Origin of the sequence: Methylomonas sp. ZR1 (genome assembly GCF_013141865.1) — a bacterium.
Lineage (GTDB): Bacteria > Pseudomonadota > Gammaproteobacteria > Methylococcales > Methylomonadaceae > Methylomonas.
This window is the reverse complement of the sequence record NZ_RCST01000001.1, coordinates 2433680-2449537: the sequence shown is the minus strand read 5'-3', so window position 1 is coordinate 2449537 and position 15858 is coordinate 2433680. Positions and strand designations below refer to the sequence as shown.

The 15858-nt window shown below is 54.5% G+C and carries 11 protein-coding genes; 9 read left to right on the top strand and 2 right to left on the bottom strand.

Annotated features, from left to right (window positions below; translation table 11 throughout):
• Positions 1-6: 6 nt before the first annotated feature.
• The 9 genes from DDY07_RS11000 (at position 7) to DDY07_RS10960 (ending at position 12505) form a co-directional block, all read left to right on the top strand.
• Positions 7-555, top strand: a complete 549-nt coding sequence (locus DDY07_RS11000) for a V4R domain-containing protein (protein ID WP_051669630.1) — start codon at positions 7-9, stop codon at positions 553-555.
• A gap of 33 nt (positions 556-588) precedes the next feature.
• Positions 589-1002 carry a roadblock/LC7 domain-containing protein gene (locus tag DDY07_RS10995; protein ID WP_033155353.1) on the top strand — a complete coding sequence of 138 codons (414 nt, stop codon included), beginning with the start codon at positions 589-591 and terminating at the stop codon, positions 1000-1002.
• Positions 1003-1022: 20 nt separating this feature from the next.
• Positions 1023-1472, top strand: a complete 450-nt coding sequence (locus tag DDY07_RS10990) for a roadblock/LC7 domain-containing protein (protein ID WP_101055203.1) — start codon at positions 1023-1025, stop codon at positions 1470-1472.
• Between the two features lie 285 nt (positions 1473-1757).
• A complete protein-coding gene (locus DDY07_RS10985; protein WP_171695922.1) occupies positions 1758-4220 on the top strand; it encodes a TonB-dependent siderophore receptor in 2463 nt (820 codons plus the stop codon).
• Between the two features lie 123 nt (positions 4221-4343).
• Complete coding sequence (locus DDY07_RS10980; protein WP_171695921.1) at positions 4344-4964, top strand: YfiR family protein; 621 nt, start codon at positions 4344-4346, stop codon at positions 4962-4964.
• A 3-nt stretch (positions 4965-4967) separates the two neighbouring features.
• On the top strand, positions 4968-8267 hold the full coding sequence (locus DDY07_RS10975; RefSeq protein ID WP_171695920.1) for a PAS domain S-box protein: 3300 nt from the start codon (positions 4968-4970) through the stop codon (positions 8265-8267).
• A 6-nt stretch (positions 8268-8273) separates the two neighbouring features.
• Positions 8274-10994 carry an EAL domain-containing protein gene (locus DDY07_RS10970; RefSeq protein WP_171695919.1) on the top strand — a complete coding sequence of 907 codons (2721 nt, stop codon included), beginning with the start codon at positions 8274-8276 and terminating at the stop codon, positions 10992-10994.
• Between the two features lie 34 nt (positions 10995-11028).
• The gene (locus DDY07_RS10965) at positions 11029-11892 is read left to right on the top strand and encodes a class I SAM-dependent methyltransferase (protein WP_367650869.1); all 864 of its coding nucleotides are present in this window, start codon (positions 11029-11031) and stop codon (positions 11890-11892) included.
• 226 nt (positions 11893-12118) lie between these two features.
• A complete protein-coding gene (locus DDY07_RS10960; protein WP_171695917.1) occupies positions 12119-12505 on the top strand; it encodes a nitrogen fixation protein in 387 nt (128 codons plus the stop codon).
• Between the two features lie 136 nt (positions 12506-12641).
• Here the strand turns inward: DDY07_RS10960 and DDY07_RS10955 are convergent, their stop codons facing one another.
• Positions 12642-14651 carry a TonB-dependent siderophore receptor gene (locus DDY07_RS10955; protein WP_171695916.1) on the bottom strand — a complete coding sequence of 670 codons (2010 nt, stop codon included), beginning with the start codon at positions 14649-14651 and terminating at the stop codon, positions 12642-12644.
• Between the two features lie 521 nt (positions 14652-15172).
• Positions 15173-15856 carry a Fe2+-dependent dioxygenase gene (locus DDY07_RS10950; RefSeq protein WP_171695915.1) on the bottom strand — a complete coding sequence of 228 codons (684 nt, stop codon included), beginning with the start codon at positions 15854-15856 and terminating at the stop codon, positions 15173-15175.
• Between the last annotated feature and the right edge of the window lie 2 nt (positions 15857-15858).

Here is a 15858-nt window from a genome sequence, read left to right as displayed (position 1 = left end):
GACGCTATGATACAAAACAGTAAATCAGACTATCAGATAGCCCAGCAGCAAATTCTCGACGGTATTATTTCCGGCGAGTTCGATATCGAAAATCGCAACGATCTGGGCCCGCTGATTCCCATTCGCTTGTTTCAAGCCTTGCGCATGGTGGCTTTGGGTTCCAACGTAGAAGACATATTAGGCCAGGGTGCTCCTTCGCTGGTTTATCATTCCGGCCAGAGTTTGGGTTTGGCGATGGGCCAAATTGCCGCCGCCAATATCGATAAAGACCTGGAAACCTATGTCGGCAAAATCAAATTGCTGTGCCGGCAGCTGAGTATCGGTTTGGTGGTGCCGGATAAAGTGGACTTGTCCGCGGGCGTGCTGGAGTTAAGGGTGGACGAATGCGTTTCCTGCGCCGGTATTCATCATGTGTCGGCGCCTATTTGCCATTTCGAAGCCGGCATGGTTGGCGGTATCGTTAAAACTTTTTTCAATCGTAATGTAAAGGCCACCGAAACCAAGTGCAACGCGCTGGGCGACAAGACGTGTTTAATCCGCGTCGATTTACTGTAGGTTGATAATTATTAAAAGCATCAGGAGAGCAACATGAGTAGTAATGTCCAATTTCTCGATCCGCGAAAATCTCAGAACAACGAAATCGATTCCATCTTGCGCAATCTGATGAACATCCAGGGCGTGTCGGCGGCGGCCATTGTCGATAGCGACGGCTTTGTCACGCATATTCACCGCGATTTTGAAATCAACACCGACGCCATCGGTGCTTCGGTGCAGGTGGTGTTCGGCGCGGCGGCCAAAGCGGCGCAACATGTCGGCCATCATTTAACCAATATGGTGATCTGCGAAAACAACGACGGTTACATTTTATCGACGCCGATAGACGCGGGTTTTATTCTGGCTCTGGTCACCCAGCGGGAAGCGTTGTTAGGACGGGTGCGGTTTGAATTAAAAGAAACCATTCCGGTATTGAAAAAATTGTTTACCAGTTATCTGGCCAATTAACCGCCGTCTAGAGCTTAAATATGCATTGGTTTGAATCGCAGTTGGCGCAGTTGGATACGCTCGCCGACGATTATCTCGCCGCGCGCCGGCAACCTGCGGCCGACATCGTCAATGTCAGTGAAGCCACCCGCTTAAAGCGCGCGGCATTCATCGACGCCGTGCAGTCTGTGGTGGATAAAGTGGTCAAGATCAATGGCGTAAGCGCTTGCGCAGCCTACCACGACGGCCTGATTCTGGCCCAATCCGCGGAAGCGCCCAATATGGATGCGGATGCGTTCGGGGCGATTATTCAGGAAACCATTCGCGCTGCACAGCACGGTGAAACCTCGCTGGGTTTGGGCGAGATCGAACAGATCGTCATTGTCGGTGCCGTCAACAAGCTGGCAATGCTCAGCGTCGGCCCCATTATTTTGTGTATTTCTAGTCCCAAGGGCGTCAACCTGGCCTCTGTGTTGAGTCAGGCTAAATAGACGGCGGCAAGCCTATCCAGCCGTCGTTTCTTCCTTCTCGCCGGGTGCTGGCGAGAAACCCCATCCCCACGTTCGTAGAAATTGCCCTCCGTTACCAACTGAACTAAGCTGTTTAGTGAACGGCGGGTGTTGTCCCGCGGTTTTAAAAAAATAACTAGATCTTCGCGTTATTAACCCGGCCCTATTGGTCGCGGGTATGCCGTCCGGGCTGAGCTCGTCGAAGTCCAGGCTGGTGTGGGCGATGTTTAAGGGCCGGGTTAATAAATCTCACTGGGGGGATGCAAAATGAAAGACTGTGGGTCTCAATTTGGCGTCGGCTGGTCTATCGGACTGGTTTTTGTGTTTAGTGTGCTGCGCCAGCCCTTAACGCTGGCGGCGGAACCCGGCGCAGACTTCGAAGCCGATTCCCAGGCTGGCCGGACGTTTTCGACTGATTTGAAAGCGGCTGACGATGCTGTTATCGACACCCGTCTTTCTGAACAGGCCGATGAGGCCGCCAGGGATGTGGCGGATATGGATCTGCTGGAGCTGGTGAATGTCAAGGTGTCGCCGTTCGATGTGTCTTCCCAGCTTGATAGCGGATACCTTGCTTCGAATTCGGTGTCCGGCTCCCGTTTCGATGCACCGATCAGCGACTTGCCGTTTGCGCTCCAAGCCTTTACCGAGTCGTTCATCAAGGATCAAAAACCCCGGGATATTTTCGACATAGCCCGCTATTCGCCGGGAGTCACTTATCGCAGCAACGACTTCAACGAAGGCAACGCCAACTTGGCCATTCGCGGCTTTGCAGTGGGTTCTTTGGCCGGCGGCAATATTCACACGTTGCGCGACGGCGTCCACGGTCCGTCCATTTTGGATTTCACCAATATCTCGCGGCTTGAAGTGGTCAAGGGGCCGGCATCGTTTCTGTACGGTCAGGTCGCGCCGGGCGGTATCGTCAATGTCATCACCAAAAACCCGCAGCGCCGGTTTGCCGCTGCTGCGGATGGGCGTTACGGCTCCTACGGCGAGTATCGTTTCGATGTTGACGTGACGGGACCGGCTACAAAAAACCTGTTCTACCGGCTGGCGGCTTCCTATGATCAGGATATGCATTACTGGGAGCCCTACGATGCCCATTCCTGGAACATCTCGCCTTCTTTGCTTTGGCAACCCAGCGACCGCCTGAGTGTCTCGGTAAAATACGAAAACTTCGAAAAAATAGAAGAGCCCCAACTCATGCAAAAGCCCGGCTACAACACGCAGGCCGGGGTATTGCCCACTGCCGCGGACCCCAACCTTTCCGGCGTCGATGTGCCGGGTTTGCCCGACAATTGGAACAGCATGGCTTACAGCGACTATCGGCGTAGCCACACCCACAATCTCAGTACCTGGATAGATTTTAAGGCCGACGAACACTGGAATCTGCGTACCGGCTATTCGCATCTGGAATACGATGTCGATGCGCTGTTTACCGGTAACTTGGGCATGAGTAATAACACGACGTTGATGCAGGGTCGCCGAGTCAGGCAGCAAGCCTACAGCAACCGTGACGACACGATAGAACTGCAAGGCGTGGGTAAGTATGACCTGGGCTTCGCCAGTCTGCGCTTGCTGCTGGGCGGTCAATACATTGACCGCAACTTCCATCGCGCCGCCGGCCAGGCACCCAACGATCCGGCCTTGGGCAGCAATCCCACCGCCTCGCCTTTGCCTTTGTGGGATCTCGGCAATCCCAATACCTGGAACCGGCATACGGCGATACCCTTATCCCGGCTGACGACCAGCCTCACCGACGAGAACGTGAACGCTGTCGACAAGTCGGTCTACGGCAGCTCTACCTTCGGTTTTTTCGATGACCGTTTGCTGCTGTTGGCCGGTTGGCGCTGGACATCAACAGAAAGCCAATACACAAACCGCCTGACCGGCCAAGCACAGGGCGCCACCGCAAGCGCGGTCACGCCCCAATACGGGCTGCTCTTTAAGCTGACACCGGAATGGTCGTTGTTCGCCAGCTACGCGGAATCGTTCGTGCCGGGCACTTTTCCGGCCAACAATCTGGACGGTAGCACGTCGATTCCCAAGCCTACTGAGGGCTGGGGTTACGATGTCGGCATTAAAGCGGACTGGTTTGACGGTCGTTTATCCAGCACGCTGACTTACTTCGAGATCTTAAATAAAAACATCGTCAACGATATGGCGTTGACCAATTCCGCCGGCGGCATCACCATTTACGGTCTGCAAAGCGGTGAACAGCGTTCCCGAGGCATCGAATGGGACGCCACCGCTAAACTGACAGACGACTGGCAACTGTATCTGTCCTACAGCTATATGGATGCCAGGATCACCGAATTCAGCGGTCAGGACCATGCCATCCTCGCCCAAGACCCCGGCACGCTCGATGCGGCGGGGCTGGCTAACTACAAGAACGTCAATCGCTTCCACAACGCGCCGCTGCAAATGAGCGCGCCGCATCTGGCCAACCTTTGGACACGTTACGACTTTAGCATTGAGGCGCTACGCGGCCTGCATCTGGGCGGCGGCGTCAATCTGGTCTTCGATCAGACTCTGTTACCCGATAGTCCGGCTAGCTCGCGGCAAACTTATGCCTTGTTGAACGCCCTCATCGGTTATACCTGGGAAGTGGGAGGGCATAGTATGAGCGTGGATCTGATGGGCAAAAACCTGCTGGACGAACAATACCGGCCTTCGCAAAGCAGCCGCAGCAGGCCCCGCGAGTTGATGATCAACTTTTCGGTGAAGTTTTGATACCGGGGCTAAGACTATGACACTAGCCGATTATCGGTACTGTTTCGCAGCGGCAAGCCGGTTAGCATTGGGCATTGCCGATGTTGGGCGCTATGCCGGATGTGTTACGCAAGGAGTGCGGTGTTGAGTGCTAATTCATCAGGGGCTTGCGATCAATGTGCAGGCAATAAGCTATGTCCGAGGCGCCATGCCAGGGCGGCCCTTTGGCTTGCTGCCCTGTTGTTGCTGCCGGGTTTGGCAGTCGGCCAGGAGGTGATAGTCGATAACCCCTATAAAGTAAAAGCGGCCTTTCTGCGTAATTTTGCCCATTACGTGGTCTGGCCGAAACAGGCGCTTCCCGCCGGAAATGCGCCTTGGTGTATCGGTGTTTTGGGGCCCGATCCGTTTGGCGATATTTTAGAAACCACCTTGCGCGGACGAACGGAGCAGGGCCGCAGCTTTGTCATTGTTCGCGCCGCCACGGTGGCAGAATTGCCGCCGTGTCAGATTGTTTTCATGGCTTATGCGGATGCCGCAAAGCGGCGCACGGCGCTGGCGGTGTTGAAACAGCAACCGGTTCTGACGGTCAGTGACGAGCCGGAATTCTTGCCGGATGGTGGAGTCATAGGATTTGAAGTGACGGATAGGGTGCGGATGAGCGTCAACCTCGATCAAGCCCGAGCGGTTTCCTTGACGATTCAGACCAAAATGTTGGAAGTGTCCAGTGAGATTTTGGAAAACGGCGAGCTGCGCCGAATGAGATAAGTCATGTCCATCCAAGCCACTATTTACAACAGACTTGCGGCAGTGCTCTGGGGGGCGGCCCTGTTGGCGTTCGTGTTGGCTGTGGCGGGGCTGGCGCTGTTTCACAGTATGACCCTGGAACAGCGCGTGCGGCAGATCATGGAGCCATACGCGCAGTTGGTCGCTGTGGGCACAGAGGCTGCGGTGGCTTTCGAAGATCCCACGCGGGCTCAGGAAGTGCTGGATACCTTGCGCGCCAATCCGCAAATTCAAGAGGCGGATATTTTTTTAGATGACGGGCGGATGCTGGCCAGCCTCAACCACACTGCCTCCGAGCCGCCGCGGAGTATGCCAACCTTAGCCGATGGCATTTATCTAAACCACGATACCGCGAAGTTACTGCAGGGTTTAGGCAAAGGCGGGCGCTTGCGCATCGTGATGGGTTTGGAGCAATTGAGTCAGCAAACTCACCAGCTGCTCTGGTTATTCGGTGCCGGTATGCTGGTGCTGTTGGCCGCTACCTTAGGGCAACTGGCGGTGCTGCGGCGGACTATCATTCAGCCGATTGCTTCCTTAACCGTCGCTGCGGAGCGGGTTCGGCTGTCCGCCGACTACCGGCACCGGGTTCCTGTTGTCGGCGCCGATGAATTGGCGCGCTTGGGGGAAAGCTTCAACGCCATGTTGGAAGCGGTTGAAGAACGTGAAATGGCATTGTCCCGGCTTAACACCTTTCATCGTACGATTTTGGACAACGCGGCCTATGCCATCGTCTCTACATCCGCCGACGGCACTGTTACCAGCTTCAATTTAGCCGCGGAGCGCTTGTTGGGGTATACGGCCGACGAGTTGATAGGCCAACACACCCCGGCACTTTGGCACGATGCAGCCGAGATCCAACGGCGTGCTCAGACATTGTCTGCAGAACTGGGTGTCTTGATTAATCCGGGATTCGAAGTGTTTACCGCGCATTCTCAACGGGGTCTACGCGAAGAAAACGAGTGGACTTTTATCTGCAAGGACGGGACGCGCGTGCCGGTCAATCTGTCTATAACGGCTTTACAGGGGGAGGGCGGCGCCGTTAGCGGGTTCGTTGGCTTGGTTTACGATCTGACCGAGCGGAAACAGGCGCAGCACCAACTGCAATTGCTGACTTATGCCCTGGATCAAGTGAAGGAATCCATATTCCTGATGCCGGGGAACGATCCGAAATTTCTTTATGCGAATCAGGGGGCCGCCAACCGATTAGGCTACAGTCGAGATGAGCTTACCCGCGGTATGGGGGTGTTTGATATTGATCCCAGCTGGTCGCCGGACGTGTGGGAGAAATTTTGGCCGGTGCTGTCTGTGAGTCGCCAAATGCAATTCGAAACCAGTCACCGGACACGTGATGGCCGGGTTTTCCCGGTGGAAGTGACCGGTAACTGTTTTGAGTTTGATGGCAAGACATACAATCTGGCGATTTGCCGGGATATTAGCGAGCGCAAAAACGCCGAGAAATTGTTGTCGGAATACGCCGCGATCATTGAATCCACTGAAGATGCCATTATCGGTAAAACTCTCGATAGCGTCATTACCAGCTGGAACAAGGGTGCGGAACGCATGTTTGGCTATAGGGCCGACGAGATCGTCGGTCATTCGATTGCTATTTTGATACCCGGAGAATGCCAAAATGAGGAGCGGGAAATTCAGGATAGAGTCAGGCGGGGAGAATCGATTAGGCATTACGAGACGATCCGCCGCCGTAAGGATGGGCAATTGATTGACGTTTCGGTAACGGTGTCGCCGTTGCGAAATTCAAAAGGCGAAATTGTCGGGGCTTCCAAAATTGCCCGCGACATCACTGATCGCAAACGCGCAGAAAACGAACTGATGCGCTACCGAAACGAGTTGGAAAACACTGTGCAGCAACGGACGGCGGAATTGCTGTTGGCTCGCGATGCCGCCGAAGCGGCGAATAAAGCCAAGAGTGTATTCCTGGCTAACATGAGCCACGAATTGCGCACGCCGATGAACGCGATTCTCGGTTTTTCCGCCATTCTGCTGAAAAATGCCCGGCTACAAGACGGTGATCGCGCCAACGTCGAAATTATCAATCGTAGCGGCGAGCACTTGTTGAATTTGATTAATGACGTGCTGGAAATGGCCAAGATAGAAGCGGGCCGGGTCCAGTTGGAAGATGCGCCATTCGATTTGGGGGAAATGGTGCTGGATGTGATGAAGATGATGCAGGTACGCGCGGCCGAGAAAAACCTGCAAATAGTCGTCGATCAGTCTTCCTCATTTCCGCGCTATATCATCGGTGACCAGGCCCGCTTGCGCCAGATATTGATCAATCTGGTGGGCAACGCATTGAAATTTACCCAGCAAGGCGGGGTGGTCATACGCTTGTCCACCAAGAACAACGCCATCGCCCATTTGCTGATTGAAGTTGAGGACTCCGGTCCTGGGATTGCCGCTGAAGACCAAAAGCATATTTTCGAACCGTTTGTGCAGATAGGACAGCTGGCCGACAACAAAGGTACCGGGCTGGGCTTAAGCATCACCCGCCAATTTGTGCAATTAATGAAGGGCTCCATCAGTCTGGAGAGTGCACCGGGGCAAGGTTCGCTGTTTCGCATTGATGTACCGCTGAAGCAGGCGCAGGCCGCCGATATTACCGATTTGTACCGATTGGAAGAACGCATGGTGCTGGGCGTGATGCCGGGGCAGGATAATTATCGGATTCTGATAATCGAAGATCAGCTGGAGAATCGATTATTGCTGGTGAATCTGATGGAGGCCGTGGGCTTTCAGGTTAAGGTAGCCGAGAACGGCGAGTTGGGCGTGGCATGTTTCCAAAGTTGGCAGCCACACTTAATCTGGATGGATATACAGATGCCGGTCATGGATGGTTTGGAGGCGACCAGAATCATTCGAAGCTTGCCGGGTGGCAAGCAGGTGAAGATCGTCGCGGTCACGGCGTCGGCTTTCACCGAGCAACGGGCGGATATTATGGCGGCCGGCATGGACGACTTAATCTGTAAGCCTTTCCGGGCCAACGAAATTTACGACTGTCTAACCCGTCTATTGGGCGTGCGCTATGTTTATGCAGACTCACCGGCAATCATGCCGGAGGACGTGATTTTGACGCCGGAGATGCTGTCGGTCGTGCCGCAGAATTTACGCGAGGATTTGCAGTTGGCGGTGAATAATCTGGACAGCGAGCGTATAGGCGGGATTATTCAACAGATTGCAGCGTACGATCTGCGGGTGGCCGCTGCATTGACTCGGCTTGCCGAAGCTTATGAATATCCGACTATTCTTAATGTATTGGGAACTAACTAAAACATCATGGTAAATGCAGGCAAAATTCTGGTCGTTGACGACACTTCGGCGTCTTTGAAGTTGCTGTCGGACCTGCTTAAGGCTGAAGGGTACGAGGTGCGCTCGGCGATAAACGGTGAGCTGGCTGTTAATTTTGCTACTGCCAATCCGCCTGATTTGGTGTTGCTGGATATTCTGATGCCGGGTATGGGCGGCTTTGAGGTTTGCCGTTTGCTTAAAGCACATCCGGATACCCGCCATGTGCCGATTATTTTCATCAGTGCGCTGTCGGACCCGGACGAAAAAGTCCAAGGCTTTGAGCTGGGCGCGGTGGACTTTGTCACCAAGCCGTATCAACGTGAGGAGCTGCTGGCGCGCGTGCGCACACATTTGGAAATCGACCGGCTGCGCAATCATCTGGAAGAGTTGGTGGAAGAGCGTAGCCACCAGCTCCTGGAGAGCGAGAAAAAGCTCAGAGTCAGTCTGAACGATCTGGTTGCAGCCCATAGCCTCATGCACACCTTGCTGCGGACTATTCCCGATCTGGTCTGGTTAAAGGATCTGCAGGGTGTGTATATCAGCTGCAATCTGCAATTCGAACGCTTATACGGCGCCAAGGAAGCCGACATCGTCGGCAAGACCGATTACGAATTTACTTCCAGGGAGCTGGCCGATTTTTTCCGGGACCATGATCGCAAAGCGCTGGCCGCCGGCAAGGTTTGCGCCAACGAAGAATGGCTGACTTTCGCTGATAACGGTTACTACGGCTTGTTCGAAACTCTGAAGACACCGGTATTGAATCAGGACGGCAAACCGATAGGCGTACTCGGCATTGCCCGCGACGTGACCGAGCGTAAAGCAGCAGAAGCGAAAGTCCAACGCCACATGCAGCTCTATGCGGCCTTGAGTCATTGCAATAAAGCCATCGTCCACAGTGCCGACGAAACCGAACTGTTTCTGGAAATTTGCCGTGCTGCCGTGGAGTTTGGCGGTATGAAAATGGCTTGGGTTGGCGTGTTTGCGGCCGATCAGTGTTCGATACGCCCGGTCGCCAGTTTTGGGGAAGGCGCGGAAGAGTTGGCTACTATCGATATGTGCATGGATGCCGCCAGTGCTTTCGGCCGCGGTCCCGCCAGCGTGGCAATCCGCGAACAACGCCCTTGCTGGTGTCAGGATTTTATTAACGATCCGATGACCGTGCCGTGGCGCGAACAAGGCTTGCGCGCCGGCTGGGCGGCGTCGGCTGCGTTGCCTTTACTCAAAAACGATCAGGCGGTCGGCGCATTCGTACTGTACGCTGACGAAGCGAACGCCTTCGACGATGCGGCGCGCGACCTGTTGGTCGAAATGTCCATGGATATTAACTTTGCCTTGGAAAATTTCAGCCGCGCGTTGGCTCAAAAACAGGCGGAAGCCGAGATCGAGCGCCTAGCGTTTTACGATCCCTTAACCAATCTGCCGAATCGCCGTCTGCTTTACGACCGTCTGCAACAAGCCATAGTCACCAATGCCCGGCATGATAAGCATGGTGCGGCCTTGTTTATTGACTTGGATAACTTCAAAGCGCTCAACGACACCAAAGGCCATACGATTGGCGACTTGCTGCTGATCGAGGTTGCCCAGCGTCTGCGAGAATGCGTGCGTGAAGGCGATACCGTCGCCAGGCTGGGCGGCGACGAATTTGTGATGATATTGAACAGTCTAAGTGCGGACGAAACCCGTGCGTCTGCCCATACCAAAATGCTGGCTGGTAAAATCCTTGCTGCCATTAATCAGCCTTATTCGTTGCAGGGATACGATCACCATTGCTCCGCCAGCATGGGTATCTGCATGTTTCGCAACCAACATATTACGGCAGAGGAATTGCTGAAATACACCGATACCGCGCTTTACCAAGCCAAACGCGGCGGCCGTAACAAGCTGCTGTTTTACGATCCGGTGATGCAGGCCGCTTTGGAAACCCGCGCGGTATTGGAAAGCAATTTGCGTGTGGCGCTAAGCGAGCAGCAATTGGTGCTGTATTACCAGATGCAGGTCAACCGCGCCGGTCAGATTCTTGGCGCAGAAGTCTTGATACGTTGGCTCCATCCCGAGCGCGGCTTGGTTTCGCCTGCGGAATTTATTCCATTGGCCGAGGACACTGGCTTGATCTTGCCGATTGGTAAATGGGTCATGGACTCGGCTTGTGCGCAGCTCAAAGCCTGGGAAAACGATCCGCTTAAGTCTGAGTTACAGCTTGCTGTGAATGTCAGCGCCCTACAGTTTCATCAGGATGATTTCGTGGAGCAAGTGCGGCTTGCCCTGGCGCGCTGCGATTTGAGCCCCAATCGGCTGAAACTTGAGCTCACCGAGAGTTTGGTGCTGGATGACATTGACGATGCGATTGTGAAGATGCAGCAACTGCGTGATTTTGGCGTGCGTTTTTCGATGGACGATTTTGGCACCGGCTATTCGTCGCTGAACTATCTGACCAAGTTACCGATAGACCAATTGAAGATCGATCAGTCCTTCGTGCGCAATATTACGGTATCCCAAAGTGATGCGGTGATTGTGCAAACCATCATCGGCATGGCCGATAACTTGGGTATCGAAAGTATCGCCGAAGGCGTTGAAACCGAAGAGCAGTTGACATTCTTGGAACGGCAAGGCTGTCAGTTATATCAGGGCTACTTGTTCAGTAAGCCGATACCGTTGGCTGATTTTGAAGCACTGTGCATTAAAAAGCCGGAGTCTTTTGGATTGCCTTGAATATAAGCCGAATGCAAAGAGGGCTGAAGCGACTGTGATTCGAATACTGCTTGCCACCGCAGTTATCGCCGCTCTGGTTGCCTGTCCTGCGTCGGAGGACGCACATTCCACAGCGACGGGCACTGAGCCGGTATTGACACTGGAAGCAGCGGTTGCCGGCAAGTGGCGCGACCCTGCCAACGTCGCCCGCGACAGCTGGCGGCATCCGTTGCAAACGCTGACATTCTTCGGCGTGAATCCTCAGCAGACTGTGATCGAAATTACGCCGGGTTATGGTTGGTACGCGGAGATTCTGGCACCTTTGCTTCGGGAAAACGGCCATTACATCGCCGCGGTGATAAACCCTGAGAGTGCCGTCAAGAACAGCGCCAAGCATTATTATGCAAAGCAACTCAACGCGCTTGAGCGCAAATTGCGTGCTGCACCAAGCCTATACGGTAGTCCGGAGATTCGGCTTTATGACGAAGCCAAGCCGACGTTTGGCGCACCCGCTTCAGCGGATGTGGTGCTAACGTTCCGCAATGTCCATAACTGGCGGGAAGCGGATAGCGTGGCATTGATGTTCAAAGGTTTTTTCGACGTGCTTAAACCTGGCGGTACGCTGGGGCTGGTCGAACATCGGGCAAACGGCGATGTGGCGGACGACGATTTTTCGGGGTATATCGGCCAAAATCAGCTGATTGCCTGGGCCGGTGCGGCCGGCTTTGTATTGCAGGCTGCCAGCGAGATCAATGCCAACCCGTTGGACAGCAAAGACCGCGAGGGCGGCGTGTGGCGCTTGCCGCCGGCATTCAGCCAAGGCAGCAAGGATAGGGATAAATACGCCGCGATCGGCGAAAGTGATCGAATGACCTTGCGGTTTATAAAGCCTGGCGCGGCGCTTGGTGCGGTGCAATAGCTCAGCTAGCCCAAAAAAAGCCACAGGGCACAAGAGCGGGCATCCAGCGCCATGGACGGCAAGCTTCTAGCTATCCATGCAGTCTGGATTTCGGCAATCCCTGCCGAAATGACGACTTACGGGACGTACCTTTGAATTAGCTAACGGCTGACGCTAACGTTGACTATTTCGACATGAGGGCGTTTACTCCACAGGAAATTTTCTTGGTTATAAAGGTGCCGAATCGATGAACGAAATACTAATTGCCGTGGCTGTTGAAAAAGAGGGGAATATTGCGCCGCATGCCGGCCGGGCATCGCGCTGGCTGGTCTATGTTGCCGGAAATGCAGCTGAGGCAAGTTTGGCCTGGACGCTCGATTTAACTGAGATTGGCAGCCTGCACGAATGGCATGTGCGCGGCGACGGCAATCGGCATCCGCTGCATTATGTTGATGTGGCGATTGCCGGGTCGGCGGGAGACGGGGTGAAGCGGAACCTGCTGGAGAGAAATACTGAGCTGCATACCACCAGCGAGACATCGCCTTTGCAAGCAGTGGCCGCCTATCTGGCCGGCGAACTTGTCGATGGCCTGCCGCACGAGGAAGCACATTGCCTAAAAACCAGCGATCAGTGATCCGTACTCAAATATTGTCGCTCCCGCACAGGCGGGAGCCCAGTTGCCGGACTTGGTTCGCTGAGCGGTATTACTGCTTTGGTAAGTTCAAGGGCCGTGTCGCTTACTAGCTCGGCGCAGTTGTTTTACTACAAACTCAAAACTCCCAAACCACTTTGCCATAAACGCCGCGTTGCACTTCGGCAGCCTGGGTGAAAGTTTCCTGAATGTATTCCAGATGTTGGTTGTCCAACAGGTTTTGGCCGACCAGCGATAATTCGACGGCTTGATTGAGCTTCCAGGCCAGACGCAAATCCAGGGTGGTGTAGGCTTTAATGTATGCCGGCCCGCTTAAGGTAAAGGCGCTGGCGTTGTCCACATATCGCAGCCAGGCATCCAGGGTAATGTCCGGTATGGGATTGAGCATCGCGCGCAACGAGGTTTTGTGCTGCGGCGATACTGCTTCCTGGTAATAGGGATTGCTGGTCAGCTCGGTTTTCAACACGCTATAACTCAGGTCCCAGCGCCACCAATCCAGCATTTTCCAAACTACTGCGGTTTCCACGCCATAGGTTTTGCCTTTGCCGGTATTGTCGATGATCAAAGGCTGTTTGATAAAAAACGGCACATTTGCCGGGTCTATCGCTCCAGGATGATAGGAGCGCAGATTTTGATAATCGTTATAAAACAACGATACATCTAGGGAGAAGCTGTTGCTGGGGGTGTATCGATAGCCGGTTTCGTAGGCCAGCACCTCTTCGGATTGGTAAGCGTTGGAACCGGTTACCGCGAGGGCGAGCGGTAAAGGTGTGCTGTTGGGGCTGGTCAGCGGCGGTACGACTTGGCCGATTAACTCCATATGCGCATCCACCCGCGACGGAATGCGCACGCCTCGGGAAATAGCGGCCCACAGCCGGTGATTGGGGTCAGGTCCCCACAGCAGGCGGGCGGTGGGTTGCACTTCGATGCCGGTGTAATCGTTGTGCTCCAGTTTGGAACCCAGCGTCAGCCATAGTTGCTCGTCCACCAAGGTTAATTGGTCCTGCAAGAAGGTACTGAAATAACTCTCGCCGCGTTGAGGTGGCGTGAAATTAACTAAGGTCTGCTTCACTTGGTTTTCTTTGGTATAGGTATACCGATAACCCGCTCCCCAGATGATGTCGTTCCAGTCGTTTAGCGCAAAGCGGTGTTGAAAATCGACGTCGCCGGTATAACGCTCTTCTTCAATAAAACTTTCTCTGCGGTCGTAACTGTCGAAGTACAGTTGTAGGGCGTAATTTGACGTATCGGAGATGCGGTGTTGTAGACGGCCCAGCAAGTTGCCGCCGGTGGCTTGTACCTGGTCGGCAATCGTTTCTCGATAAGGCGCGGTGAACGTAGCTAATCCGATTTGCTGGTTTAAATTGCTATGATAAACATCGCCTTGTACGGTGGCGGAGTCGGCGGCCGACCAGTCTGAGTCGATGCGAAAGCCGCCTTGCATTTTGCTCCAGGCATCGCCGGCTGGCTGGCCGTTGGCTCTGCTGAGCGAGTCACGATCAAAACCTTTGAGATAGGCGCGGCCGCTGGTGTTTTCGTTGAGTTTGCCGCCATAGCGGAATGCACCGAATCCGCGTTCCTCGCTACCGCCGCCGGCGCTGAGTAAGCCGCCTTGGGTATCCGCGGCATGTTTGGTGATGATGTTGATCACGCCATTCACGGCGTTGGCTCCCCATAGCGCTGCGCCGGAGCCGCGAATCACCTCGATGCGCTCCACGTCCTCCAGCATGACATCCTGCATTTCCCAATACACACCCGAGAAAGCCGGTGTGTAGATATTTCTACCGTCGATCAGCACCAGTAATTTATTGGAAAACCGGCCATTAAAACCGCGCGAGCTGACGGCCCATTTGTTGGCGTCGATGCGGCCCACGTCAATACCGGGTGCCAGACGCAGCGCATCAGGAATGTTAGTGGCGCCGGCGCGTTTTATGTCGTCGTTGCTAATCACAAATACCGCCGCCGCCGCATCGCCTAGCGCTTGGGTTTTTTTGGAAACGGATGTGATTTTTACCGATAGCAGTTCTTCTAAATTCAACTCGGTTAAATCGGTATCGGCCGAAGCAATCTCCGTATGAATAGCCAAGCACAGCGCGCCTATCCAAACGGGGTAAAAGGTATTTTTCATTCTGTAGCAAATGGGGCATAGCAAGAGACAGCGTGTCTCTCGGGTTAATTCTTCAGCTGCAAATGTAGCGCAGCATCGATTTATCACAAAGTTTTTGTAGCATTTATGCATTCTACTTTGTCAGGGGCTTAAAGGTGCTGGCCATTCCGGCCCGCAAGTATCATGCTGCCCGCCTTAATAGAAATGGTGAACGCAAGAAAAGGCTGGTCAATAGGTCAATCTGTTGACGGACAGCGTTCTGCGCTCACAGGTGCGATGGAATGTGCTGTGCGTGAGGGCCAAATAGGGGAGGAGGGGATATGCCGTTGGTCGTTGGCGGGCGGGATGAAGATAAAGTTTTCAGCGCTATGCCAACGGCAGTGGCACGAGGACTTAAGCTGACGCAGTTTGTTGTTACCCGGTCCTGATATATCAGCGGCCCCGCGCCGCCCAGGGCCAAAAGAGCTGCGCTAAGGTTACCGCGTTCGAGGGATGACGATACTGGGTCTATATAGGAGCCGGAATAAACTATCAGGAGGGTTTCACACCTCCGCCCACATCCTCAGCAGGTTGTGGTAACAGCCCGTCAGGTTGACGGTCGGCGCGGTGTCGCCTTGGGTGTTGCGCAATTCCAGGATAGCCATATCCATTTCAAATAACAGGCGGCGGCGTTCGGTTTCCCGCACCATGCTTTCCAGCCAAAAGAACGAAGCCAGCCGCGCGCCGCGCGTCACCGGTTCCACCCGATGCAGGCTGGAACCGGGATACAGCAGCATGTCCCCGGCCGCGAGCTTCACGGCGTGTTCGCCGTAAGTATCTTCGATGACCAGTTCGCCGCCGTCGTAGCTGTCGGGCTCAGCCAGGAAAATCGTCGCCGACAAATCGGTGCGCACCCGTTCGCCGCTGATCGGGCAGTGGCGGATGGCGTTATCAATGTGGTTGCCGAAGGTGTTGTGTTCACCGGCATAACGATTGAACAAAGGTGGGAAAATCTTTTTCGGCAGAGCAGCCGACAGAAACAGGGGATTGCGATTCAGCGCATTCAGCAGAATGGCACGGGCGGCCTGACTTTGCTCGGTTTGCTCCGGCAGTTGCCAGTTGTTTTTAACCTGTGCCGACTGGCTGCCGGCGGTGATGCGGCCATCCGCCCAAGGCGCGTCGGCCAGCATATCGCCGAGCTGTTGTAGTTCGGCAGGGGATAGGACTTCTGGAATTTGGATCAACATGG